Consider the following 26,681-nt stretch of genomic DNA (forward strand, 5'->3'; position numbering starts at 1 on the left):
GATAAGAAGTTTAGAAATTAATACGGGTATTAAGCCTAAATGTACGTCCGGTATGATATTGATAAACCGTACGTGACTTAGTTGCTTCACCTTCAAGTGGGCTACCTTCATCAAAAGTGACACCGCCCGCTTCTAAGAATCGGCTAGTGAAGTACTGACGAACTCCTTCATCTGTTAAGTTAGCTACTTGGAAAGACACTGAAATCATATCTGAAACTTGATAAGTAGCCGAGAAATCAAGTGTTTGACGACCTTCTTCCCAAAGCGAACCATTCTCCCAAGAACGTTGTACTAACTGATCTGTAGTCCCTTGATAAGATAGGCGTAATTGGTGACCATTTTTCTCCCAGAAACCCGTTAAGTTGTAGCTGTGTTCAGGTGTATATGCAACAGCAAGTGATGGCACTTTAACGTTACTATCGATAGAAGAAACTTCTTGCTCATATTCACTATCTTGATAAGTGTAGTTAGCTTGTAAACCTAAACCAGACCAAATACCTGGTAGGTTGTCGTAGGTTTGCATGTATTGTAGCTCTAGACCTTTGATAGACGCACCTTTACCATTTTTAATACGGGTAGTATTAAATTTGGCACACATTTGTTCTAAATCGCCTGAGTACATCCAATCTTCTTGATAATCTGTACTACCTTGAAAACGTTTAGGCATACAGCCTTCTAAACTATCTTGACCGGCAATCAGAACGAGATCGTTTGGATCATAGGTTTCGCCTTCTGTTAAACCTACATCACGTAAATCATCCATGTAAGTAACGATTGTTTCTGACTCTTCAAAGTTAGTCATGTCTTTATAAAACAACGTAGCAGCTAACAAACCTGACTTGTTAAAGTACCACTCATAAGATAAATCAAGGTTAAATGATTCAAGTGGATCTAATTTAGGGTTGGTAAGTGTAATAGTGTTATTACGATTATCACCACCCCATTGTGTTTCTTTTACTTTAAAGCCAGGGCGAAGAGAATCTATTTGCGGACGCGCCATGGTCTTAGAAGCCGCAAAACGAATAATGGTATCTTCGTCATACAAATAATTTAGATTTAAACTCGGTAGGAATACGTCATATTCATGCTCATCAGTTACACTGAAAGAACGTAAGCTTCGGTCTTCAGTTGGCAATAAGTTACCATTTTCATCAAACTTACGTTCACCATACACATAGTTTTTCTCTGTTGAAACATCAGAGTGACGCCATAACCACCATTCTGACTCATTTGGGTTGCCTTGTATTGCATTAGGATCATGACACGGGCCTTGATCAGGTAACGCAACGTCATCAGTTAAATCATTTGTGCCCTTGGTATCGTAGCCTAAACCATCGACACGTGACCAGCGAGACTCAGCATTGTAGTCTGTGCCGTAAAATAAAATAGGTGCACATTCAGCTAGGCTGGTATCACGTAACTCAGCTAATTTAAATGGATCCATTAAGCGAGCAGCATTTGACGGGTCAAACGCAAATTGCACACCTGAAGCACCTTGCACTTCAACTTCAGTTCTCACATAGCGAACACCCACATCACCAGTGATCTTACCGTCCATTAACTCAAAGTTTAGCTTTGTATAGAGCGCTAAATTATCTAATTCTGTGTTACGGGTATTTGAATCATCGGTATTAAATGCGACTTCGCTACTACCTTGAGCAACTTCAAATGCCTTAAATGCAGAGAAACGGTTCCAGCCATCTGTAATGCTATCACGACCATAGCCAAGACCTGCCATAAAGTCATCAACTGGGAACTCTTCACCATCGGTGACCATTTCTCCGGTAATATCACGCAGACCGCTTCCCAGTACTGCAGGATTACCAGTGTAAGGATTCAATACTACGACACCCTCACCAACAGTGCTAAATGAACCTACTTGTGCATCAACATACTTAGTACGATTAGACCATTTAGCACCAAACTCTATAGAACGAAAGTTATCTGAGTCTAAAACATAATCAAAGTCTACAAATAATGATTTTTGTGTATCTTCAACTTCATTTAATGTACGGCTCATATATGAAAGGTGCTGGGCTCTTAACTCATCAGCATTAAAACCTGTAGTACTATAGTTATCCCACATATTTAGCGGATCACCAAAGTTATCATTTGGGCCATAATCAATTAAACCCTCACCTGAAACTAACGTACATACCGAGCTACTGGTACAATCATAGCCCACAGGCTCTATATCTTCTGGCGGTACGTTATTTATTATCCACGCATTAATATTGCCAAAATTTTGTAATGCCACATACACAGAGTTATTGGGGATTTGCTCAGTTTTAGAGTAACCAACACCTGCTTCCATTGCAAAGGAGTCAGTAAAGCTATGATTCATATCCAATGAAAGTATTTGATTTTTATTTTCAAAATCACCCTCAGATTGTACCAACCCACCATTGCCAAAGCGATTTACAAACTTAGTAAATGTATTGGTTTCTAAATCAATGGTACGCCAATCTGCTTCGGGATCTGTAAATAAGGCAGGTCCTGTTCCACCTAAACCAGGGTCAACACCTTCCACTAAGTTTCCATATTGATTAGAGCGAGTATTAATGCCATGCATAGAGTTATTTATATCTTGCTTGCCTAAAATCGCATTAAAATTGAACTCAGTTTTTTCTGATGCAATCCACTGCAAACCGATATTAAAATTGGTTCTATCATTTTCACTTTCATGATATTGATATTGAGTCGTTTGAGGTGCTATCCCCACAACATTTTCAACAATATTACCGTTGGTATCGGTAGCAAGAGGAGACTCTGTCGCAAACCACTCTATTGCTGAGTATTGATCTTTACGATAAGCATTAGTTTCTTTAACGGCTGTAACAACCACACCAAACGTATCATCAAAAAACTTACGAGAAAAAGTGCCCGACACCTTATAATTATCTTCTTCTGATAAGTCGTTGTAACGACCTTCAAGCGTCACGGTGTTTATTTCATAATTTAAATCAAGTGGCTTTGTTGTGGTTAAGTTAATATTCGCACCTAATGCACCTTCTTCATGATCTGCACTTGGGGTCTTTACTACTTCGATTTTTGATAAGATATCTGATGAATACTGAGATAAATCGACACCTTGGCTGTAGCCCGTTGAGCCGAGCTGTACACCGTTCATACTAATATTATTTTGCTGAGAGTTAGCACCACGAACAGTCACTCGTGCGCCTTCACCATCCACTGTCTGTACTGACACACCCGTTACACGTGAGAGCGCATCGGCAATGTTTTGGTCTGTCGACTTACCAATATCCTCAGCGTTAATTGAATCAACAACGTTTTCAGCAAAACGTTTATCATTGATTGATTTTTTTACACTTGCTGCTAAGCCACTTACTTCAATGATTTCAATATCATCTTCAGCTTTTGTTTTTTCATCTTCTTGTTGTTGTGCATAAATCAAATTCGAAGCAAATAGCGCTGCTGTCAATGCGCTGAGTTTAAATGTCTTCTTTATTGTCGTCATGTGTTCCCCGTTGAAGGTTTTATTATGTTGTCAGGTTGTTGTTTTGTAAACAATAGTATGAGCAGCAATTCATTGTCAACTGTATTTTGTTAACAATGTTAAATGAATTCTAAAAAAAGCGAGGCTGCTTTCACGCTTACTTCGCACTCGTTATCACGGTTTCGCTAAATTAAAGGGATTCAACGTTATTTATAAAAGTCAGTTAAATTATTTGTTAAATTTTTTAACATAAGGCCAACCTGCAAATTGTTTACCCGTTGCAGGGTCGGTGCACCACTCCCAACACTCTAATTGATAGTGTTGCTGCTGGTGATTGACCTTGATAATGCCATAGCCTTCACTTTTGAGCTCTCGGTCGGCCAAAAATTTACCCCAGCTGTTATTTTGTTTAGCAAACTCTTGGTGGCTAATTTTTGGATTTGCCACCGCTAATACACGCATTTTATTACCAAAGGTATCAATAAATTCTCCCGTATTTCTATCGTTATTGCGTTGATTAGAGAGCGCTGGTTTAGGCTCAAACCAGCGCTGCCAAAATGCGGCACTGGCAGGTCCGGCAAAGAATAAACTACCATCATCGTAATCCTCAATCCCTTGATAAGCTAACAAGCCTAAATGCTGATCACCGGCAATAACCAATGCATTGGCTTCACTGACCAACTTAACTGCCCGGGTTCTACCATCCGCTGGGTAACCATTTGAATCAAAGTCAATGAGTGCATTCCCTTTTTCATCTGTCTGTGGTGACCCCCATATTGATGCCGTAATACAAATTTTAGGTTTACCTGGGTGCATACTTTGCCAAGCTTTTAAAAATGACTCTTGGCGTTGACCTAATAGCTCACCCGTTGTTGCAAGTTTGTCAGCTTTATAATCCGGCGGAGATTTAAATTTCCGGTCTTCCACAATGGCAAAACTAATTCCACCATATTCAAATGCGGCATACGCTACTGGTATATCGTACTTAATAGGCGTTGCATCATATGGTTCAGGGTTATGTCCATGCTGCATGCGGTAAACCATGCGTACTAAATCTTTATCCCATTTAAAGCCGCCATCTTCTTCTTTTGGCATGTCCGAATTTTCACCGCTATTTCCCCACAGATTTCCTTGTAGCACATCATGATCATCGGCAAGAATTATCGTAGGCTTATCTTTAATACTGTTTGCAAACGCCCAATACCATAAATACCACTTATAGAGTGTGTCTAGCTTGGCATCTTCGGTATCACGCCCGTACCGTGTCGGATAAGTTTCGTAATATTGATCGCCACAAAAAACATACATATCGGGTTCATGAAATGCACCATTTTCCACTAATTCAGTATGAGGGAATAAAATGTTGTCTTTGGTATAACGACCAATGTCACGTTCACTAGCAATTAATCGAGTATAATTGGTATTATCTAAACTCTTTGAGGTAGGAATAATGCAGGAGTAAAGGGCAATTTTAAATTCTTTTGAATTTTGAGGATCTTTTGCAACTAAGCCTGAGTAAAGCGTAACATCGGGTGCTGTTTCATCAACAATACGATACTGGTAGGTAGTTAAATAATCCCAATCGTTTAATGCAAACCGCGCAACATAGCCATCCTCAATCGGGGAAGTGGCTGCTGTATTCCACTGCTGTTCATTTTCAGCTTTAAACTCGAGGCGTACTTGTTTTATGCTGTTTAAGTTTACAGGCATTAATTGGCAGGTCATACGTAATGCATGCCTATTAACTGTATACATACAGCCCATCACAGGCCCTAATGAGTTGGCATTATTTTCAGTGATTTTTTCACCACCAGTTTCAATTTGGCTAAAGCCCCAGCGGGCACCCGCTTTATATGGCTTAGACGAACTTAATAAAGATATTCCACCGTGTAATTGCTCTGCAGGAACCTGATGTAAAACAGCAAAGCCAAGCTCTTGGCCTGTGCTGGCATCAATTGCGCTCAAACGAATATCAAAGTGATTTGCATCAATTGGATCAAGTTGGCAATCTAATGTAATGGCTGAGCCATCTTGATATTGTTTTAGACTAAAAAGCTCACGATTAATTGTGGCAAACTCAAGTGCTTTACTTTCGTCATCAAATTGTCGAAACGATAATTTCCCACTGCTATCGAACGCAGCAACCAGACCGCCATTAACCCCACCTGCGCGTTGGGCTAAAGCCGCCCCTTTTGCAGTTAACTCCCCTTTACCCACACCCAGTAAAAAACCGCAAAAACCCTCTTTGCTTGGGGTTAAATTACGCACAGTTACTTTTAAGCGCGCACTTTGTAGCGAGTTATTTAGTTGGCGTGTTAATAATGAGACGGTACGCGCTTCAAAGCCTTTGCCTTCTCGGATGCACTGTAATTCATTACCAACACGACGCCAATCTTGCAGTCGGTTAGCCCAATATTGCTCGCCCAACCACGTTTGTTCATTTGTTTTGCTAGTATCAATTGGAAATGTCGTTGCCAGCTCAGGCCGAACTGATGCAAAAAAACCGCACAACCCGGTAGCATGCTAGAGCCAATTAACCCTGCACTTAATTTAAGAAAGTTTCTCCGTTTCATATCAGCTTACCTTATTTTTAATTATTTTTATTGTGGTAAATGGATCTCAAATTTTATTTGTTGGTAATACGGTTTCTCTGGCGCATAAAGCGTACTGAGAAAATGTGGATGATTAACAGCATTGGGAAGTTCATGAGGCTCAAGACACAGCCCCATGTAAGGGCCAAATTGTTGGCCATCAAGATGCTTAAATTGCGGGTCAAGGTAAAATCCAGTATAAAACTGACAACCCGGTGCCGTTGAATGTATATCAACTTGGTAGCCCGTTGTTTTATTTAAAATAGAGCCATGAAGCTTTAATTGCCCTGCCCCCTGTGGGTCTAATAAATAGTAATCATCAAAACCGTTGCCAGTTAGAACTGAAGCAAGCTTGGTAAATTCAGCAAAGTCATAATGGCTGTCATAAACATTCGCAAACTCACCATTTGCAATATTTTGCTCATTTTTTAATAACCGTAACCTGGCCGGTAATTTCACAAAATGATCTGTAACATCGTGCTGTTTACTTAGCGCTAAATTCCAGTAGATATGATTGGTTAAACTAAGTGGAGTGATTTCACTTGGATCACCTTGCATTGTGATCACTAGCTGGTTATCACTAAGCTGATAGCTAACAATAAACTCAACACGACCAGGAAAACCTTGATCATTGCTAGGGCTAACGTAGCGAAAAGCCACCTTATTATTGCTGATATCGTGCTCGATTACCTGCCAATCAACATGACTTAACCCATTTTTACCACCATGTAATTGGTTAACGCCCTCATTAGCAACGAGATTAATCACACGTTGCTCACCGAGGTACTTACTATCAGCAATGCGATTAGCAACACGGCCTACTGTAGAACCTAAATAAACTGGATTACTGCGCCAATCGTCTTCATTGTCATAACACAAAGCAAGGTGATCGCCGTTAGGCGCCTCAATTGATCGAATAGTAGCGCCATAGCTACTTAAAGTCACTTTTAATCCATTGTGCTGCTTAAGCGTTATTGTCTGCATCACGGTTACTCGCTTAAAAAGCCCTGGGGATTTTTACTTTGCCAATGCCATGTATCTTTCATCATATCGGCCAAGGTAAATGCACATTGCCAATTAAGTACTTCTGTTGCTTTACTAGCATCAGCCCAAAACGCAGCTAAATCGCCTTCTCTTCTTTGTGCTATGGTAAATTTAATATCAACGCCAGTATGACGAATAAATTCTTTCATCATGGTCAACACCGAATAAGGCGTGCCGGTACCTAAGTTAAAAGCTTCGTATAACCCATGGTTTTGCTTGGATAACCACTGCAATGCCTTAACATGACCATTTGCAAGATCAGTAACATGGATGTAGTCGCGCTCACATGTGCCATCTTCGGTTGGGTAATCCCCACCAAAAATAGCTAACTGTTCACGTTTGCCCACGGCTACTTGAGCAATAAAGGGCATTAAATTATTAGGAATACCGAGCGGGTCTTCGCCTATTTCACCGCTGGCATCGGCACCAATGGGATTAAAGTAACGTAAACTTGCAACCTGAAATTGTGAGTTAGCGCGAGCCACATCTGTCAAAATTTGCTCAATCATCGCCTTTGTTTGTCCATAAGGGCTCGCTGGACGACCCAATGGCAAACTTTCCGTGTAAGGCGGTTTAGCCCCTTCCCCATACACAGTGGCAGATGAACTGAATACCAGTTTATTGACACCAAATTCGAGCATACACTGACACAAATTAACACTCGATAGTAAATTGGTCTGATAATAACTCAGCGGTTTTTGCATTGATTCACCCACCGCTTTTAAACCTGCAAAATGAATAACGGCACTAAAGTCATGGGCACTAAACGTTGCTTTGAGTTTAGCTTCATCCAATAAACTGGCATGAATAAACTCTACTTTCTTTTGCGCTAGTTTTTCGACTCGTGCTAATGACTCACGACTTGAGTTACTTAAATCATCAATAACCACAACCTCAAAGCCACTTTGTAACAGGCTCAACACGGTATGGCTGCCAATGTATCCGGCACCTCCGGTAACAAGTATTTTTTCCATTTTAAACCCCTTACGCTCGAATAACAGACACACCAGATGCAGGTAAACTGGTATAGATTGTTTCTTTAATACCGGTTTGTTGCTGATAATTTGCTGAAATTGCCGCACTAACCTCTGCAACCATAAAGTTAGGTACAAAGGCCACTACACAACCGCCGAAGCCACCGCCAGTCATTCGTACTCCCCCTTTATTACCCAATACACTGTCGATTATTGCCACCAGCGTATCTATTTCTGGTGTAGTAATTTCAAATAGATCGCGCATTGACTGATGACTTTGCGCCATTAACTTACTCAGCGTCGCAATATCGTTATTGGTAAAGGCTTGCATTGCCGAAAGTGTTCGTGCATTTTCATACACTATATGCTCAACGCGCTTGGCAACTTGCTCATCTAACTGCGCTTTATTCGATTCATAGTCTGCAATAGAAACATGGCGTAAACTGGCTTTTTCAAATGCTTTTGCTCCAGCATAGCATTGCTCACGACGAAGGTTATATTCGCTATCAACCAATCCTCGTTTTACATTTGAGTTGATCATCATGATGGTCATGCCTTCATTAATGCTCACTTCAATTAAATCTAAAGACTGGCAATCAATCCCCAGTGCTTGACCTTGTTGACCGCACGCAGAAATTAATTGATCCATAATGCCGCAGTTGCAACCCACAAAATTGTTTTCTGCCGCTTGACCAATTTTAGCTATTTCTTTACGTTCAATAAATAAATCACATAAATGGTTAAAGGCATAAGCAACACCAACTTCTAAGGCGGCCGAGGAGCTTAAACCCGCCCCTTGCGGCACATTGCCTGTAATGCAAATATCACAGCCCGACAGCACATGACCACGTTTTTGTAACTCATCAACCACACCGCGCACATAATTGCTCCAACTCTGGCTTGGGTGATGAGCTATTTCTTGGCCTAAGCTAAAGTAGTCAACTTCATTATTACAATCAAGTGCTAACACATTAACCGTGTTATCAGTACGAGGTGCAACAGCAATATAAGTGGCGTATTCAATGGCGCAAGGAAGTACAAAGCCATCGTTATAATCTGTGTGCTCGCCAATTAGATTTACTCGGCCCGGTGCTTTTACTACAAAATCGGCATCACGTCCGTAATGAGATAAAAATGCGTTGCGGGCATTGCTTTCAATGTTCATTATTTCACCTCTTTATAATGCGTCAGTGATTGCTGTTTTAAAATGGTAGCGGCTTGCTCTGGCGTTATATCACGCTGTGCCTCGGCCATCATTTCATAACCCACCATAAACTTTTTAACGGTTGCAGAGCGTAACAGTGGCGGGAAGAACTGGCCGTGTAATTGCCAATATGAGTCATCTTGATCATCATATGGCGCACCATGCCAGCCCATTGAATAAGCAAATGAACATTGAAATAAATTGTCGTATTTGACCGTGATTTGTTTGATCACCTCAGCTAAGCTCGCTTGCTGAGCTGTTGTTAAATCAGTCATTCTGGTTATCGCAAAACGCGGTAATAATAGCGTTTCAAATGGCCACGCAGCCCAATAAGGCACAACCACTAGCCAGTCATCATTGATACAGACAACGCGCTCCTGTAATTCCACTTCTCGTTTGGCATAATCAAGCAATAAGTTTGACCCATGTTGCTGGGTGTATTGTTGTAAGTTAAGCTGCTTACGCTCGACTAAACTAGGTAACTGGTGTTGAGCCCAAATTTGGCCATGCGGGTGCGGATTAGAGCACCCCATTACAGCTCCTTTGTTTTCAAACACTTGTACCCAGCGGTAGGTCTGTGATAGCTCTTTACATTGCTGCTGCCACGTTGCCACCACATTGGTAATTTCAGCCAAAGACAATTCGGGCAAGGTTTTCGAATGATCCGGCGAAAAACAGATTACTCGTGCGGTACCACGCTCAGTTTGCATACTAAATAATGGATCATCAAACGCGACATCAGGTACATCTTCACGCAGTGCAGCAAAGTCATTGGTAAAAACAAATGTCCCTTCATAATCAGGGTTTACTTCACCATTGATCCGAGTATTGCCTTTACATAAAAAACAGTTTTCGTCATAAGCGGGTTTGATTTCATGATCAACACTCTCTTCTTGGCCCTGCCAAGGTCGCTTAGCCCGATGCGGTGAGACCAATACTGATTCCCCTAATAAAGGGTTAAATCGGCGGTGTGGGTGTTCAGTTGGGTCAAATTGGTTATTTTGATTATTCATTACTGCAAACCTTAATTACTATTTTGAAATGTGCCGGCATCAAGCACTTGCTTACGCGGTGTAAATCGGCAAATATAATTCCAATTCCAACTAGCATCATATTTATGACACAGCCCCCAACTAAGACCTGGCGCAGGGTTTTCATCAAAGCCTTTGCTTGGGCGGTATAAACCTATGGCTTCAGGCCCGCCTTTAATATGTGCCATGATTTCAAAGTTGATACCGTCTTTTGCAAATTGAATGGTATTTTTTTCAGGGCCGTCGGTTGTCAGCAGGCTGGCAATTCCGCCTCTGAAGTTCCACACCACCACTTCATGACCACTGTTAGAGATAGGGTTAAACTCTGATTTTACATACGGGCCCATTACGTCATCAGCAATTGCAACACCATGTTTGATTTCACGCCCGCCAAAGTTCATCCCCTCTCCTTGCGTTTCACCTTTGTAATACAAGTAAAATTTATTTTGGAAAAACACTAAACACGGATCGTGTACTTTATGGCTATCAAAACTGCCTTTTTTACTAACGGCAAAGCGGTTGTCTTTATCCCCAGACCACACACCATCTTTGCTTGGGCTAACGATTGGCGCAGCTGACTTGTGCCATGGTCCAAAAGGAGAATCGGCCTGAGCAATGGCAATATGCTCATATTGACGGTTGGTATAAGGTGTTTCAACTGTTTGATAAACCAAATAGTACTTACCTAAATGAGCAAATACTTCAGGTGTAAATACAGCACGGTCATCATATTCACCAGCTTTACCACGTGCAATAGCAACGCCTTGCTCTTGCCACGTAATACTGTCTTTTGATGTGGCATGCCACACTTGTGTTAAATCCCACGGAAATACTTTTGCCTCGGGATCATTTGAATTAAAACCTAACGTTTCGCCTTCGCCCTTGGTATACCAACAATGGTAAAGCCCATCTATATATAAAACTGATGACGGATCACGGCGAATAACCCCTTCTTGATAAGCAAAATCACCTTTCAAAGGCACTACATCAAACTCTGTTAACCATTGAGGACCTCGGCTGTCATAGCCTCTTTCGATTGCTCGGCGGCTCGCTAAACTTAATTTTTGTTGATTATCAGACATGTCTATTCCTTACTTTGCACTGCTTAATTTAAGCGCTTGGTAAACGTCAAAAGGTAAAATGGCGCCTTGATGTTGCACAACTTGTGAGGCAACTTTATCAGCCATGTGTAATGCGGCTTGTGGTTCATGATGAGTCATTCTGGCCGCTAAGTAAGTGCCGGCAAAAGAGTCGCCTGCCGCGGTGCTGTCAACTTGCTGTGGCGCAGGATTAAATGAGCACTGTGCCGTTAAACTATTTTGGCAAAACACCTGCATGCCTTTATCACCGGCTTTTACTATCACTTCATTAACAGCAAATTGTTGGCAATACTGGACTATTTCGCCAATATCCGTGTGGCCAAATAAGGTGTGGTGGTCATCAAGCCCAGGCAATACGAGATCACTGATTTGGTATGCGCGCTCTACCCAGTCAATTGCATGCTCTTTTGATTGCCACATACGGGAACGGTAATTAGGGTCAAACGCAATAGTGCAGCCTTGTCGTTTTAAACAAGCTAATAAATCGAGCAATGCTTGTTTAGATTCATCATCAAGAATGGCTAAACTAATACCACTAAAAAACACCCAATCATTCGCGCCTAAACCTAAATCAAATGGCTTAGCAGCAAACAGTTGCATCATATGTTTAGCAGCAGATTGATTGCGCCAATAATCAAAACTACGCTCACCTTGTTGATCTGTTGAAATCGCGTAGATCCCTACATTATGCGTAGCCGTTTTTATTACTTGCTGAGCGCTAATGCCTTCTTGTTGCCATTTTTTCAGCATGTTGACACTTAATACGTCTTCACCAACCGCTGTAAATAATTCACAATTTAGCTGCTGTGCAAAACGCTTGGCGTAAACTAAAGCGTTATACGTATCTCCGGCAAACGATTGCTTGCATTCACTGATCCCTTGAGGAACCAGCTCCACCATACATTCGCCTATCGCTAATAAAGTACTCACACACCCTCCAATACTTTTTTAGCTGATACACCGGCTAATTGCTCTTCAATCTCTTCAATCGACTTGTTTTTCGTCTCTGGCATAATTTTATAAAGTAAGACAAAACCAATCACGCCACTCATGCTATAAAACAAAAAGATATTCGCCGCACCAAAGTTATTTAATTGCCAAGGGAAAAACTGCTGAACTAAGTAGCTCACAACACTGGCAATAAAGGCAAACGTTGGAATGGCAACACCACGGATACGGGTTGGGAATATTTCAGAAAAAATCACCCACATTATAGGCCCGATTGAAAAATGAAACGCGGCAATAAAACCTGCAATACCGAGTGAAATAAGCGGTGCATTAATTGTTGCCGCACGTTGAATTAAATCACTTTCAAAACCTTGTAATTGGGTTGCAGAGAACACCGTGGCCAAAGCACGTTTAAATTCAACATCACTGTGATATACCTGACCAATTAATTGCTCTAACCCAGTCACTGTATTTAAGCTTGAAAATTCAGCAATATGCTCTGCTGATAAGCTGTATTCTGCCTGACTAAAGCCGATATAACACATAAATAAGCTCAACGTTGCCGTTGCTAAACCGCCTATCACTAGAGGTCGACGGCCAAGCTTATCAATCAAAACAATAGCCACCACTGTAAACACAATACTAACCAAACCAATTAACACCGCATTTAAAAATGCTGCATCAGTCCCCACACCCAACTGCTCAAACACGGTTGGCGCATAAAACATAATGGCGTTAATCCCAGTGACTTGCTGTACCAATGCTATTGTTAACGCAATAATCACAGCGGCACGAACACGACTATCAAGTAACTGTTTGAATGAAGCTAAATAGCTACCGCTATCTGAGTAATCGGTTAAACTCGACTTTATAGTCTGCAGTTGTTCAGCGGCCAGCGTACTACATTTGGTTAAGCGTAATAACACCGCTTTTGCACGTGTTTCGTTGCCTTTCATAACTAACCAGCGAGGGCTTTGCGGAATAGTAAATAACAATAAAAACCAAATAACAGCAGGAATAACTTCAACACCCAGCATCCAACGCCATAAGTTATCTTGCATTGCATAAGTGCTGACCCATTGATAACTACTTTGTGATAGCTCAACGAGTAAATAATTTGCGAAATAGGCTGCAGATAAACCGACAACAATATTTATTTGGATCATAGAAACCAGCTTGCCACGATACTTAGCTGGGGCTACTTCGCCAATATACATTGCAGCCACTGATAAAGACGTAAATGCCAACCCTCCAATAAAACGTGCAATCACTAACGCTTCGTAACTTTGCGCTAATACCGAAGAAATAGCTGAAAATATATAAATGAATGCAATGCCAATCAGTGTATTTTTACGACCAAATACGTTACATATATACCCGGTTATTAATAAGGCGAATAACACGCCAAAACCAGGAGCGCTTACCACAGTGCCTATTTGTATATCAGTTAAATTAAACTCAGCAGAGACAAAACGAACCGTTCCTGAGATCAAAGCAGCATCTAAGCCAAAAATAAAACCGCCAAAGGCGACCACCAAGGCGAAAAAGAACACATTACGGTTGCTACCATTCATTCATCTTTATCCAATTTTGTTGTTATCATTGTGTGTGTATTAATTGAGAAATTAACAATCAGAGCATGCATCCTTAATATTGTTAACAATTAACCATAAGCGATTCATTTGAGGTTATTTCATAATTAACTCGTATGCAACATATATTTTGAAAAAACTAGCAAATTCGATTTGTGCTAATATTTTTTTGAAACTTTTAAATCATTTAGAATCAATTAATTAGAATAGAATAACGACAACACAACAAATTGCACTTTGTTAACAATTTTCAATTTGTTGTTTTTCGTGTATGGTGTGTTAAATAGTTAAATAAGGTTGGACAACAATGAAACATAACAAAAATCTAGCTGTAACTGCACTCCTACTCGCTCTCACAGGCTGTAATCAGAAGACAAACGGCGTGTCAGAGCCCGTGGCAGCCCAAGCAATAAACACCAGCAAAACCCTACTGCAGCTGTTAGATGATGCCCAGCATACTGCTAACACCGCCGTACAAATAAAAACCAGCGGCGCAAGAGTCACCAATGATACCGGTGTGATTAATGTTGCATTTGATTCAGAGCAAAACCTCTATTCAGGTATCACATTAACCCCAGATACCCCATGGAATTGGAGCCAATTTAAAGATTTCAATATTGCCTTTGAACTTGCAAACCCAGGCCAACATTCAGTACAAATTTACTTAGATATCTCAGATATTGATGGTGCTAATTATACCCGCACAGTGAATGTACCTATCGGTGGCTTTAATACTTATTATGCCAAACTTGATGGTCATGATTTAGCTACTCCTGAAGGAGAAGAAAATGTAGAGCTTAACTTTACCTCAGGCTTACGCTCTAACCCTGCAACATGGCAATCCGATGAAACTCAGTTTATCTCTATGTGGGGCAAAAAGAACTTAAACCTTAAAGGGATCACTAAAATTTCTTTAAGTGTACAAAGCGCATTGCATGATAAAGCTTTACAAATAAAATCAATCGATTTACGTAGCAACCCTGAATTCGATACTGAATTTTTAACCCACATAGTTGATAAATTTGGTCAAAATGCAAAACAAGACTTTGCTTACAAGGTAGACTCTGAAGCCGAGTTAATAGCAGATAAAAAACAAGAAGCGCAACAGCTGCTATCACTGCGCCCAGCAGATCGCTCACGCTTTGGCGGTTGGGCACAAGGGCCAAAACTTGAAGGAACAGGCTACTTTAGAACAGCAAAACACAAGGGTAAATGGTCGTTGGTTGACCCAGACGGCTACCTTTATTTGGCAACGGGCTTAGATATTATTCGTCTTGCCAATTCCACTACCTTAACTGGCTATGATTTTGACCAATCCCTATTCAAAAGTGCCAATGAATCAGGTTTAACACCGGAAGATTCAAAAGGCTTAAATCAAGTGAATAAAGAAGCCCTAGCAAGTCGCTTTGTCGCATCACAAGTACGTAAAGACCTGTTTGAATGGTTGCCCAGTTACGATGAGCCAATGGGTAAACACTATGGTTACCGTAAGAGTGCTCACTCTGGTCCACTCGCTCATGGTGAAACTTACAGCTTTTATTCTGCCAACCTAGAGCGTAAATATGGTCAAAACAATAGTGACTATATGCAAAAATGGCGTGAAGTAACCTTAAAACGCATGATCACATGGGGCTTTACCTCACTAGGTAACTGGACAGATCCAAGCTACTACGATAATCAGCAAGTTCCCTACTTTGCCAATGGCTGGATCATCGGCGACTTTAAAACCGTTTCGAGCGGCAATGATTTTTGGGGTGCAATGCCTGATGTATTTGATCCACATTTTACTGAGCGTGCCAATATAACCGTAGAAAATGTAGCCAATGAGGTTAATAACTCCCCTTGGGCGGTTGGCGTGTTTATTGATAACGAAAAAAGCTTTGGTCGTCCTGACTCAGTGCAAAGTCATTATGGCATTGTAATCAACACTCTTGGTAGAGATGCCGCAACAGTGCCAACTAAAGCAGAGTTCTCACGTTTGATGAAAGAAAAATATGCTGACATAAACGAACTCAACAAAGTATGGGACCTAAATTTAGCCTCATGGCAAGAGTTTGATAAAGGCGTCAAAGTGGATGTCAAAAACAACGACCAACTGGCTGACTTTTCAATTATGCTTACAGCTTACGCTGATAAGTATTTCAGTGTAGTTAATGCCGCAATGGACAAATATTTACCTAATCACTTGTACTTAGGCGCTCGTTTTCCTGATTGGGGTATGCCAATTGAGGTCGTTAGAGCATCAGCAAAGCATGTTGATGTGATAAGCTTTAATGCATACAAAGAAGGCATTAAACCGAAAAAATGGGAATTCTTAAGTGAATTCGACAAGCCAACTATAATTGGTGAGTTCCATGTAGGCGCATCAGATTCTGGCCTATTCCACCCAGGTCTTATCCATGCGTCAAATCAACAAGACCGTGCTAAAATGTACACAGATTACATGCGTTCAGTGATTGATAACCCATACTTTATTGGTGCTCACTGGTTCCAATACATAGACTCACCTATTACAGGACGAGCTTATGATGGAGAAAACTATAACGTTGGTTTTATTACAGTCACAGATCGCCCCTATACTGAAATGGTCGAAGCGGCAAAAACTGTAAACAACGAAATGTACGAGCGTCGATTTAAAAAATAAGCTTAAATTCTGGTCTATTGTAATGTGTTGACAATAGACCATTCGCTTTTTTTATATACACTAAATAAAGAAAAACAAAGCATAAAATAATCGTAGGAAAAAATATGGCCGCAGCTAGACCAACAAAAATTTTATCTGTAAAAGATCAAATAGCTGAACAGCTACGTTCAGATATTATTTCTGGTGAGATGCCCCCACAAACTAAATTAAATGAAAAAGAATTAGCAGAACGTTTTGGTCTATCTCGTGGCCCGATTCGTGATGTCATACTGCAATTGACGAAAGAAGGTTTATTGATTTCACGTAATAACTGTGGCGCATCAGTAAACAGTATACTCGACCCTAAACTGCAAAAGTTAATGATCAAATTACGCCGCAGTATCGAAGAATATGCCGTAACCGAGTTAAACGGTAATTTAAATGAGCAACATTTTGCAGATTTAGAAGCTATTTTAGACTCGCTACAAGAAGCATTTGAACGTGAGGACTACACTGAAGTCACAAAAATCGATATTTCTTTCCATCAATATTTAATTTACCAAGCCGGTGGTGAAGAGCTGGTTAATATTTGGTATCCGTATGTGATGCGTATGCGTTTAAATTATAAGCGTATTACCTCAAGCTCTGAATGCGTTAACGAACACCGCGCAATTCTTGAAGCCCTAAAAGCCCAAGACAGCGCCACTGCAATCAAAGCGATTAAACACAATATCAAGTAATGAAATAAATTTATGCTGAGCAAAGCCGCTGCAAAGCGGCTTTTTTAGTTTTAAAGACAACAAAACCCCTTTAAGTTATTATTCACAAAGAGATTATGAGGCGCCGCGCTTAAGCTTAAGAGTGTTAACACCAAGCGACTTTGTCGTATCTTAATTACCAAGCGATTCTGTCGTAATCGCTAATTACCAAGGGAATTTGTCGGTCACTTTTTTACGTGTCTGTTAGTGTTTTGTTTTTGGAATACTAATAAGGCATGTTGAGGATGATTGTGATGGATTCAAAAACTCAACTCACTGTTGATATTATTGCTAAAGTAGCAGAAAACAGAATAACAATTGGCAATGCAGCAAAGTTACTGAACAAGTCACGACGTACAATAAACAGTCGGTTTTACAAAGTCAGGGTTTTGATGTGTTAACTCAAAGGCATAATGGCCATTTCGAAACGGGTATCGTCCTGAATGCATTGAACCTCGCGACGGACCGCAAACCGGTGAATTAGTAAAAGCATGGGTAAATAACACGCCTTCAGCGGCTAATTTGTCGATATTCGGGGATTCAACATACCCTAACGGGCTGTTGCTTTGTCCATAGACCGCCTGATTATAAGCCGATACAGAGTCTGGTCGCTGGTCGTCTGTAATAATTCATAATATATTCGGCTGCTTAGACTCGACAAAACCACTTAGGCATAATGTGTAAAACCCAAGCACTAGCAGTATTAACTGAGAAACCCTGTTTCCCGCAAATAAATTTAATGTCATTTTATTACCTTATAAAGTCAATTCACCATCGGATAGAATTACCCCACCATCAGTTGTTAATATTTAACAGGGTGTATTTTTTATTGGAAAACTATACGAAGCGTACAATTACAATATAAAAGCCCCTTATTATCAAAAAGCGTTTAGCTCTTCCAGTTTAATAGCTTTTGTATATGCCCTGTTGAAGCGATGATCATATAACAGGCTTGGAGATAGCCCATTTCGTGTAATGACTTAAGCGTGTGTGCGTCAAGCTGTGCCAATTCTTGTTCGTTGATGGCGTATAAGCCACTATACGTTTGCTTTTCGCCATGTTGAGTCAGGCTCAGTTGTACGGCTTCAAGCAGTTCATGCTCTAGCAAGGTTGTAATAAACGCGCTAGTGCGCTTATTACCGTGCATTAATGTCATTAACTGCTCACAAACAGCATTTAAGTAAGCTGTGGGCTCTCCTTGCTGATCAAAAATCCGCTCTCCTATGTTTGCATTAACCCGAGGGTGATCTTGGTGAATAAGCACTGCTAAATCGTTATCCGTTGGATTGGTTATTGTGGCATCACGTAAACCTAGTTTGAACGGCTGGCGCTTGATGTGCAGCGGAATGTACTGTGCTCGCCAACGTCCTTGCTGCAAAAATAGGTTCTCTCTCGCTGTAAAGCCAGTTAAAACAAACAGTTCAAACTGGCCTGTCTGTGGGTTTTTCATAAAATACACAGGGTAATCCAGCACCAATTGCTTTAACTCATCAGCCACTATGGGAATATAATTAATATTGTCACCAAATTCAGCACTTGGCGCATTGTTTATGTATAAGTTTGCGTGTTTTTGTTTATCTAATATTGTTGCGTCTGTCATCGTAAAGTTGCTCATTTAAATGCGGTGATTTAGCTAAATTTTTTGTAAACCATACTGCTTGATTTGTTTTAATAATGTGCGGTTATCCGGTAATTTACTCACTAATTCAGTCGTGTCTTTGGTATTTTTAGTAGCTAGATTGTGCGCTTTTTTAATCGCTGTAGGATGATTACCATAATGGGTCGTCGCCGTTTTAAAGCCCATGCCATACAGCACGTATTGGTAGCTTGCTGCTGGAAATACCTCGACAGAATAATCAAAGTGGTTGTCATTAGGGATATGTGTTAGCCATAACGCTAGGTTATCTTGTAAGCTTTGCGGTATACTTTGCTCAGCGCAATGTTGCTGCCAAAAAAGGCTATCGGTTCGCTCACTTAACATGTAGTGCAGCTTTAAAAAATCGATAATACGCTGCCAACGGTAGCTAAAGGTGCGATTAAATCGTGCGGCAGTTATATCCATGACTTGGCGGTTAGCTGGTAATTGCTCTGCTATAAAGTTAGCGGATATTTCCACCAGCAATAAGGCCGACGCCTCTAATGGCTCTAAAAATCCAGCCGATAAACCAATTGCCACACAGTTTTTGTGCCAAAACTTTTCTCTGTGTCCTGGTTCAAAACTAATTTTTTTCACATTTAAGTCAGCCCGCTTAGCGGGCGAGATGTTTAAGTAATCAAAAAGCTGCTCTTTGGCCTCTTGCTCACTGATATGGCGGCTTGAGTAAACGTGCCCTACTCCACGACGTGTCTGCAGGCCAATATCCCATATCCAACCTGCTGTTTGTGCTTTAGAGATGGTGTGTGAACTAATCACCTGAGTTTCATCGTCATACGGCATGTGTACTGCTAATGCGCTATCAGCAAACAAAATGTCTTTGCATGATTTAAAGCCGATTTTTAAATTTTCACCTAACAATAAAGATTTAAACCCTGAGCAATCTATAAATAAATCGCCGCAAAGCGCCGTGTTATTATCCAAGCTTAAGGAGTGTATATCGCCATTAGCGTTATTATTTACCGATAAAACACTGGCCACTACATGTGTTACGTTTAAGTGGTTGATGCAATGATTTTTTAAAAATGTGGCAAATAGGCCTGCATCTAAATGATATGCGTAATTTGCCACACCACTGTATTGTGGTGTTGTTAGGGCTTTAGGCGCTAGGTTGTGCTCACACAATGTGTGTTGGGGGCAAACAAAATTTGCAAAATGGTTATGCGGTGCTGCTGAGTCAATGTCTTGACGAAGCCAAGCTGCGGCTAAATCATTATCTGCAAACCCTTGTGGCATCATTAACGGGTGGTAGTAAAAGTCGTTTTCTTTTGTGCTATGCCAGTTGGCAAATTTGGCACCTTGTTTAAACGATACATTACATTGATTAATAAACTGCGCTTCATCAACCCCCATATTTTGTAACGTTCTGCGCATGGTCGGCCATGTGCCCTCACCAACGCCAACCGTTGCAATATCAGCTGATTCAACTAATGTAATGTGGTAATTAAGACTGTGATGTTTTTTTAAATAGGCTGCAATAATCCCCGCACTTAACCAACCAGCGGTTCCACCACCGACTATTACAATTGATTTTAATGTGTCATTCATAGCAACCTCTATTATTGCTATATAACCAATAAAAAGAGCAAGACTAGCAGTGCCTTGCTCTCTAAATTTAGCTTATTACCACTTAGCAGTGAAACCTATGCTATAACGTGGACCATATTGCTCAGCAGAGATCAACTGTTCGCTAAAGCGGCCATGACGACGAACGGTTTCGTTAGTCAAGTTCAGCGCATCAAAATTAACTGAGTACGATTCATTAATGGTGTAATTAAAGTTAAAGTCTAGCTGACCATAGGCTTCAGTAAACGTTGGCTCAGTGCCAAGCGAAAGTAAGAACTCGTCGCGCCAGTTATAAGCAAGGCGCACTTCGAAATCGTCATTCTCATAAAAACCAACAAGGTTACCAGAGTCACTTAAGCCTGCTAGTGCAATAGTTTGATCAAAGTTATACGGTTCAAACTCTTCATCACTATTAACTGAGGTATAGTTAGCAACCACACCAAAGCCAGTATCTTCAATCATGTATTGACCGTTTAACTCCCAACCATCAACTTCACGGTTTTGCAAGTTATCAGGTGTAGAAATATCAAATGTTACAATTGGATCTGACGGCTGGCTCATACAAGCAGGGTTAGGTGTATCAGAACTATCTGGACAACCAGGTCGCGGGTTTACACTCGGATCGCGCAACGGATCACCGTTTATATCATCTAACGTACCTTGTACTACACCAGCACCAATAAAGTTTTCAACAAACTTTTTAAAGTAGCCTACCGATGCATAACTGCCATCGTTACCATACCATTCAAAGGAGAAGTCAAAGTTATCGGAAGTTATTGGTAATAAATTTGGGTTACCTTGTGATGCATTGTATGGACCATCAGGACGTGCATTTATCGTTGTAGACGGGAACATAGCGTCAATACCTGCGCGGGCTAGCGTTCGGCTATATGAAAAACGTGCTTTGTAACCATTATCTAAATCAGCGCTTAAATCAAGGTTAGGTAAGATACGCGTATATTCACCTTCCAGCTCTTGCGGTGTTGCTTCAGCTGCATATACAGGACGAAGTTCTTCAGCATGGCGATAATTAAGGGCAATAATTGCCGGTTTTACAGAATAACCGGTTACATCTGTTCTTTCGTAACGTACCCCTACATTCATATCGATAGGAATGTTATTAAATTCGGTGTTTACATCTAACGAAACATAAAATGCAAGGGTTTGCTCTTGAACACCATTGGTTGAAATATCAGGCTCTCTAAATAACCCTTCACCTCTAACTATATCAACAAAGTCTTGAGCGCTATACCTTGGCATATATGGGAACAATTGGTCCGAGCCTGAAAACTCGTCAGCAAAGCCTGTCGCATCATCAAATGTCATGCCTAAATTATCTAATGGAATATCAACAAATGAAAATTGCTCAGACAAATAGGTATCAATCTGATAATCTGTATACATTGCGCCAAAATGAATTGCCGATATAGCCCCACTTTCTAAGTTTTCCCACATACCGCTGGCATGATATTGCTTGATATTATTTTCCATCTCATAACCACGGCGCTGATACAGATCCGATACGATATTCTCAGGATTATAAGCACCGCCCGGTAATGATGAGTCATCAACTGTAATGCTCGGCACTTCAGTAGAAAAGTTAGCACCAATTAAATCGACAGAGCCTGGGATATTTTTCAAATTTGCAATTGTTTCTGCCGTATTACCATCTGGATTTGAATGAGAGGTAGAGTCATGAGCATCAAAACTTAACTTCAATGATTCTGTTGCTTGCCACGCTAAATTTAAACCAAATGAGTCGTTTTCTTTTTTCTCGTATAGCTCCCATGCCCAAAAGTTAAGCTCATCATTGGCATTGGTGATATCCAATAAGGTACCATTTTTATCAGCCGTACCACCTGGATTATCAAACCAAAATGACATTTTATTAGTTTCACTAATTTCTTCAAAACGCGACATAGTATAGTCAAGTGTTGCGGTTATTTTGTCTGTAGGGGCAAATTGCAATACTAATTGTGCATTATCACGGGTACGCTCCGTTTCAAAGCGCTCCATTTCTGGGGTCCAAGGCACCCAGTATGTTCCTGTGGGATTAACAGAGGTGTCAATAGCACTGCTATCTACACCATCTGGATTTGCGCGATTTTTAACCCACCCCTGCGACGTACCTACACGTTCTCGACCACTTTCACGCTCTGAGTGAGAAACTGACAACAACACCCCAAACATATCATCAGCAAATGTTTGGCTGATCATGCCGGATATTTCAGGTGTAACATTTGATTTCTCTGAACTAGTGTCTTTTATCGCTTTAACATTCGCGAACGCTTTAAAGCCGTCGTAATCAAATGGTTTAGCGGTATTAATATCAATGGTTGCACCAATACCACCCGATGCGACATTGGCTTTACCTGTTTTATAAACAGACACACCTGACACACTTTCAGCTGCAATTTCTCTAAAATTAAAGCTACGTGACACACCAGCTTCCTGTAATACAGACGAATTTGGCATTTGACGACCATTTAAAGTCACTAAGTTAAAGCTAGGACCAAAGCCACGCACTGTTACTTGGTTACCTTCATTATTAGCTCTATCAATTGATACACCACTGATACGCTGTAATGATTCGGCTAAGTTAGTATCGGGTAATTTACCGATATCCTCTGCCGAAATGGCATCAACGACACCCGATGAAGTTTGTTTGATTGATGCTGATTTACTTAACGCACTTCTAATGCCCGTAACCTGAATAATCTCAACATCAGAGGATTTGCTTGTTTCTTCTGTTTGCGCATTAGCCAATGGTGTTGCTACCAATATAGCCATACAAATTGCATTGAGTTTAAATTGTGTGTTTATCATTTTACACCTAAATATTGTGTTTAGACGATGTTGCCATTGATGATTTTTGCTATTTTATAATTGTTACCAAAATATTGTTAACAATTAACTTTACAATAATGGAACAATGCGTAAAAAGTCAATCTAAATTAAACAAAAATCTTACAATCGCGCTGATAATATGAACTACCAACAACAACGGAGGGAACTTTGAGCAAAGGGAGCTATAAGTAACTATTTAAATTTGAAGAGGTTATGAAACAGCGAGTAATAATGAGCCTCACTTATATAGTGAGACTAACGGTGTGAATAAGTTAACTGTTAAGTAAAGAGGTGATTTTAGTTGCCGTGCTTTTAAGCTCTTCTATCATAGCGTGTGTATTAACTCTTGATGTTAATGCTGCATCAAAAGATGAAATGCTTAATGCCGCTATCAACTTTGCGTTGGGTTTACCAATAGGAACGGAAAAATCAGTAACACCTGAAATAATTGGATTACCCTGTACCAATTGCCCTTGTTCAGCAATATCATTAAGCTCCTGATGAAATTTGCTTAAATCTTTTGACTTTAATTTACTATAATTTTTATCATGCTCTATCAACATACTGCGTACATGCTCGTTGCTGTTTGCTAACAGCAATTGCCCTGCAGTTGATTTACTTAAAGTAAATAATGAACCCTCAGCAATGCTCAAATGCATCGCACTGTGGCTGCGAGCTTGTACTACCGTCATAGCTTGGCTTTGATACAACATAGTTAAGTAGCACGACTGCCCTACACTGACCACTAAGTCTTCCATATATGGAATAGCGCATTGGCGCACTTGATCTATAGGTGAAATAGAGCGGGATAAATTATAAAGCTTTAAAGATAGGCTATACCGGCCAGAAAACTCATCCCGAATTAAATAACCTCTAGACTCTAACCCTACCAAAACCCGATAAATTTCATTTGCACTACGATCAAGCCCAGTCGCTATTTCACTTTGTGAAAATGCACTACCCTTATTCGCCAAATACTCAAGGATATCGAGACCTTTATCTAACGCCGGAACTGCGTATTTATTTTTTACTTTTGTGTTCATACAACACCATCAGCGCAAAAATGAATTAATTTTCCATCTTCATATATGAATTAAAAAATAATTTTTCTACCTTATTCACAGTGAATACATGTAGAAACAATTAGTTAATTAATTTTATGAATATTTATATATAAATACCATATTTTTATATAAATTACAGCTTGACCATTCAAATAAATACAACCATCATTGTTAACAATTTACAACAAATGGTCACTATCAGGACACTCAGTTATGAACAACAGACAACTCACACCACAGCAAATTGCAGACTTTCATAGAGATGGCTACGTTATTGCAAAAGGCTATTACGATGAAAAAGAAATTTCGCGTTTGCAATATACAGCCTTTAATGATGATTCGCTTTACGAGCGAGCATGGCATAAAAAAGATGCCGATGGTGCCGTCAGTAAAGTGTGTTTATGGCAAGAAACAGGGGATGACTTTTACAGTATGTTTTCTCGAGGCCGTCGTTTGGTTGATGTCTGTGAAACTCTGATCGGCGAAGAGGTTTATCATACTAGCACCAAAATTATGATGAAAGAACCATTTGTAGGCGGTGCATGGGAATGGCACCAAGACTTTGGTTACTGGCATCGTGATAACTATATGCTTTATCCTAAAGCAATCAGTTGTATGGTGGCGATTAATAAAGCAACAATTGAAAATGGCTGCTTACAAGTTTTAAAAGGCTCCCACCATTTAGGGCGTTTAGATCACAGCAAAACTGGCGACCAAAAAGGCGCATGCTTAGAGTTTGTCGAAGAAGCCATGAAATACCATGAGCTGGTTAACGTTGAGCTTGAGCCTGGCGATGTGTTGTTTTTCCACTGTAATTTGCTACATAAATCTAACCAAAATAGAGCCTCTGAGCCACGTTGGTCAATGATCTGTGCCTATAACGCCGTCAGCAATCAATCATTTAAAGAAAATGAAGCGATTTACTATCCTCTCGATCGGGTTGATGATGACGCGATTTTAAATCACCCAGGATAGCCACCCTTTTCTAGCCAAACCAACTCAAAGATTGTTAGCCCTTACTTTGAGTTGGTTTTTTTATTTGGAAATTACAATGCTCCAACAGTTAACTTTACAACAAAAACAACAAATTGCTCACGCAATACCAAAAAACGGACAAGACCCGCACGGCAAAATAGTGGGTCATGGTAACTACCAATACAAGATAGATGCGCACTGGGGTAAATTAGACCCCGAAGACTACCCCATCGAAAATTGTCACGCCATGGTGATGGACTCGCAAGGGCGTATTTTTATGATCACTGATAACACGCGCAATAACATTTTAGTTTACTCGCAACAAGGTGAGTTACTGGATGCATTTGGTACCCTGTTCCCAGGTGGCCATGCCATTAAAATTGTGCAAGAAGGCGAGCAAGAGTATTTATATGTTGTCGATAGTGGTTGGATTGTTAATCGTCATTGGGATGGTCACAGCAAAGAGCAATGGGATAGTCCAACTAACAATGTCATTCCACAAGCCGGATTCATTGCGAAAATGACTTTAGATGGCAAACTGATTTACACCATAGGTCATCCGCAAACATACGATGCTTATACGCCAGAGCAGCCCTTTCGCCCTACTGATATCGCTATAGCCCCAAATGGTGATTTATATGTTACAGATGGTTACGGAAGCGATTTTTTACTGCACTTTGATAAACACGGCCGCTATATCAAACACTGGGGAGGACACGATAACAGCGATACCAACTACAATTTGCATAATACACATGGCATCGAGGTGGACATACGTGATGAAAATAACCCGACTTTGCTCGTAAGCTCGCGGTTTGAACAATGTTTAAAAGTATTTTCTTTAAATGGCCAATACCTTAAAACAATCAGTGCTAATGGCGCCTACATTGGTGGTCCCGTATTCAAGGGATCCGTTTTTTATGCGCCGGTGTGTTGGTCACACGTTGATAATCGCAATGCCGATGATTCAGGTTTTATTAGTATTTTTGACGAAACAAATAAAATCATCGCTAACGTGGGTGCACCACAACCTGTTTATCAGGACGGTCAACTACAACCGATGCAAACTGATTGGCAAGTATTTAATCATGTGCACTGTATTTGTGTAGATCAAGATGACAATTTATATGTTGGCCAATGGAATTCGTCCAACAGCTACCCAATGAAGTTAATAAAACAGAATTAAAAGTGGTAAATATGAATACGATCATTGTTTATTGTTAATAATGATCGTGTGTTGTTCATTCTAGTTT

18 protein-coding genes are annotated in these 26,681 nt (G+C 40.4%); 4 read left to right on the plus strand and 14 right to left on the minus strand.

Annotated elements, in window-relative coordinates; translation table 11 throughout:
* Positions 1-10: 10 nt before the first annotated feature.
* The 9 genes from P4S60_RS08330 to P4S60_RS08370 form a co-directional block, all read right to left on the minus strand.
* A complete protein-coding gene (locus P4S60_RS08330; protein WP_337115636.1) occupies positions 11-3,478 on the minus strand; it encodes a TonB-dependent receptor in 3,468 nt (1,155 codons plus the stop codon).
* Positions 3,479-3,685: 207 nt separating this feature from the next.
* Entirely contained in the window at positions 3,686-5,968 is a 2,283-nt protein-coding gene (locus P4S60_RS08335; protein ID WP_337115637.1) for an alkaline phosphatase D family protein, read from the minus strand.
* An 89-nt stretch (positions 5,969-6,057) separates the two neighbouring features.
* Positions 6,058-7,032, minus strand: coding sequence for an aldose epimerase family protein (locus tag P4S60_RS08340; protein WP_337116841.1), 975 nt, complete (start codon positions 7,030-7,032; stop codon positions 6,058-6,060).
* A gap of 5 nt (positions 7,033-7,037) precedes the next feature.
* Positions 7,038-8,066 carry a UDP-glucose 4-epimerase GalE gene (gene galE, locus P4S60_RS08345; protein WP_337115638.1) on the minus strand — a complete coding sequence of 343 codons (1,029 nt, stop codon included), beginning with the start codon at positions 8,064-8,066 and terminating at the stop codon, positions 7,038-7,040.
* 10 nt (positions 8,067-8,076) lie between these two features.
* On the minus strand, positions 8,077-9,231 hold the full coding sequence (gene galK / locus P4S60_RS08350) for a galactokinase (RefSeq protein ID WP_337115639.1): 1,155 nt from the start codon (positions 9,229-9,231) through the stop codon (positions 8,077-8,079).
* Complete coding sequence (locus tag P4S60_RS08355; RefSeq protein ID WP_337115640.1) at positions 9,231-10,283, minus strand: UDP-glucose--hexose-1-phosphate uridylyltransferase; 1,053 nt, start codon at positions 10,281-10,283, stop codon at positions 9,231-9,233. Before P4S60_RS08355 ends, galK begins: the two co-directional genes overlap by 1 nt.
* 11 nt (positions 10,284-10,294) lie before the next feature.
* Positions 10,295-11,383 (minus strand): glycoside hydrolase family 117 protein, encoded by a 1,089-nt coding sequence (locus P4S60_RS08360; protein ID WP_337115641.1) that lies wholly within the window; start codon positions 11,381-11,383, stop codon positions 10,295-10,297.
* A 9-nt stretch (positions 11,384-11,392) separates the two neighbouring features.
* On the minus strand, positions 11,393-12,331 hold the full coding sequence (locus P4S60_RS08365) for a sugar kinase (RefSeq protein WP_337115642.1): 939 nt from the start codon (positions 12,329-12,331) through the stop codon (positions 11,393-11,395).
* Positions 12,328-13,923 carry an MFS transporter gene (locus P4S60_RS08370; RefSeq protein ID WP_337115643.1) on the minus strand — a complete coding sequence of 532 codons (1,596 nt, stop codon included), beginning with the start codon at positions 13,921-13,923 and terminating at the stop codon, positions 12,328-12,330. Before P4S60_RS08370 ends, P4S60_RS08365 begins: the two co-directional genes overlap by 4 nt.
* 325 nt (positions 13,924-14,248) lie before the next feature.
* Between P4S60_RS08370 and P4S60_RS08375 the strand changes: the two genes are divergently transcribed.
* Together P4S60_RS08375 and P4S60_RS08380 are read left to right on the plus strand one after the other, a co-directional pair.
* Positions 14,249-16,585, plus strand: coding sequence for an agarase (locus P4S60_RS08375; RefSeq protein WP_337115644.1), 2,337 nt, complete (start codon positions 14,249-14,251; stop codon positions 16,583-16,585).
* 104 nt (positions 16,586-16,689) lie between these two features.
* Positions 16,690-17,304, plus strand: coding sequence for a GntR family transcriptional regulator (locus P4S60_RS08380; protein WP_337115645.1), 615 nt, complete (start codon positions 16,690-16,692; stop codon positions 17,302-17,304).
* 365 nt (positions 17,305-17,669) lie between these two features.
* Here the strand turns inward: P4S60_RS08380 and P4S60_RS08385 are convergent, their stop codons facing one another.
* The 5 genes from P4S60_RS08385 to P4S60_RS08405 all read right to left on the minus strand — a co-directional run bounded on the left by P4S60_RS08385 (position 17,670) and on the right by P4S60_RS08405 (position 24,432).
* On the minus strand, positions 17,670-17,951 hold the full coding sequence (locus tag P4S60_RS08385) for a sulfatase-like hydrolase/transferase (RefSeq protein ID WP_337116842.1): 282 nt from the start codon (positions 17,949-17,951) through the stop codon (positions 17,670-17,672).
* Positions 17,952-18,211: 260 nt separating this feature from the next.
* Entirely contained in the window at positions 18,212-18,922 is a 711-nt protein-coding gene (locus P4S60_RS08390) for a SapC family protein (protein ID WP_337115646.1), read from the minus strand.
* 33 nt (positions 18,923-18,955) lie between these two features.
* Positions 18,956-20,524 (minus strand): tryptophan halogenase family protein, encoded by a 1,569-nt coding sequence (locus P4S60_RS08395; protein WP_337115647.1) that lies wholly within the window; start codon positions 20,522-20,524, stop codon positions 18,956-18,958.
* 75 nt (positions 20,525-20,599) lie between these two features.
* The gene (locus tag P4S60_RS08400) at positions 20,600-23,368 is read right to left on the minus strand and encodes a TonB-dependent receptor (protein WP_337115648.1); all 2,769 of its coding nucleotides are present in this window, start codon (positions 23,366-23,368) and stop codon (positions 20,600-20,602) included.
* A gap of 293 nt (positions 23,369-23,661) precedes the next feature.
* On the minus strand, positions 23,662-24,432 hold the full coding sequence (locus tag P4S60_RS08405; protein WP_337115649.1) for an IclR family transcriptional regulator: 771 nt from the start codon (positions 24,430-24,432) through the stop codon (positions 23,662-23,664).
* Positions 24,433-24,666: 234 nt separating this feature from the next.
* Between P4S60_RS08405 and P4S60_RS08410 the strand changes: the two genes are divergently transcribed.
* Both P4S60_RS08410 and P4S60_RS08415 read left to right on the plus strand, forming a co-directional pair.
* Positions 24,667-25,428, plus strand: coding sequence for a phytanoyl-CoA dioxygenase family protein (locus P4S60_RS08410; protein ID WP_337115650.1), 762 nt, complete (start codon positions 24,667-24,669; stop codon positions 25,426-25,428).
* A 76-nt stretch (positions 25,429-25,504) separates the two neighbouring features.
* Positions 25,505-26,614, plus strand: a complete 1,110-nt coding sequence (locus P4S60_RS08415) for a 6-bladed beta-propeller (RefSeq protein ID WP_337115652.1) — start codon at positions 25,505-25,507, stop codon at positions 26,612-26,614.
* Positions 26,615-26,681 lie beyond the last annotated feature (67 nt).

This window comes from Pseudoalteromonas sp. Hal040 (genome assembly GCF_037162425.1).
GTDB lineage: Bacteria > Pseudomonadota > Gammaproteobacteria > Enterobacterales > Alteromonadaceae > Pseudoalteromonas > Pseudoalteromonas gelatinilytica.

Excerpts from the sequence above, each read along its gene's own strand:
- P4S60_RS08330 (WP_337115636.1), bottom strand. The coding sequence starts at position 3,478 with ATGACGACAATAAAGAAGACATTTAAACTCAGCGCATTGACAGCAGCG.
- P4S60_RS08340 (WP_337116841.1), bottom strand. The coding sequence starts at position 7,032 with ATGCAGACAATAACGCTTAAGCAGCACAATGGATTAAAAGTGACTTTA.
- galE (WP_337115638.1), bottom strand. The coding sequence starts at position 8,066 with ATGGAAAAAATACTTGTTACCGGAGGTGCCGGATACATTGGCAGCCAT.
- galK (WP_337115639.1), bottom strand. The coding sequence starts at position 9,231 with ATGAACATTGAAAGCAATGCCCGCAACGCATTTTTATCTCATTACGGA.
- P4S60_RS08355 (WP_337115640.1), bottom strand. The coding sequence starts at position 10,283 with ATGAATAATCAAAATAACCAATTTGACCCAACTGAACACCCACACCGC.
- P4S60_RS08360 (WP_337115641.1), bottom strand. The coding sequence starts at position 11,383 with ATGTCTGATAATCAACAAAAATTAAGTTTAGCGAGCCGCCGAGCAATC.
- P4S60_RS08370 (WP_337115643.1), bottom strand. The coding sequence starts at position 13,923 with ATGAATGGTAGCAACCGTAATGTGTTCTTTTTCGCCTTGGTGGTCGCC.
- P4S60_RS08375 (WP_337115644.1), top strand. The coding sequence starts at position 14,249 with ATGAAACATAACAAAAATCTAGCTGTAACTGCACTCCTACTCGCTCTC.
- P4S60_RS08380 (WP_337115645.1), top strand. The coding sequence starts at position 16,690 with ATGGCCGCAGCTAGACCAACAAAAATTTTATCTGTAAAAGATCAAATA.
- P4S60_RS08390 (WP_337115646.1), bottom strand. The coding sequence starts at position 18,922 with ATGACAGACGCAACAATATTAGATAAACAAAAACACGCAAACTTATAC.
- P4S60_RS08395 (WP_337115647.1), bottom strand. The coding sequence starts at position 20,524 with ATGAATGACACATTAAAATCAATTGTAATAGTCGGTGGTGGAACCGCT.
- P4S60_RS08400 (WP_337115648.1), bottom strand. The coding sequence starts at position 23,368 with ATGATAAACACACAATTTAAACTCAATGCAATTTGTATGGCTATATTG.
- P4S60_RS08405 (WP_337115649.1), bottom strand. The coding sequence starts at position 24,432 with ATGAACACAAAAGTAAAAAATAAATACGCAGTTCCGGCGTTAGATAAA.
- P4S60_RS08410 (WP_337115650.1), top strand. The coding sequence starts at position 24,667 with ATGAACAACAGACAACTCACACCACAGCAAATTGCAGACTTTCATAGA.
- P4S60_RS08415 (WP_337115652.1), top strand. The coding sequence starts at position 25,505 with ATGCTCCAACAGTTAACTTTACAACAAAAACAACAAATTGCTCACGCA.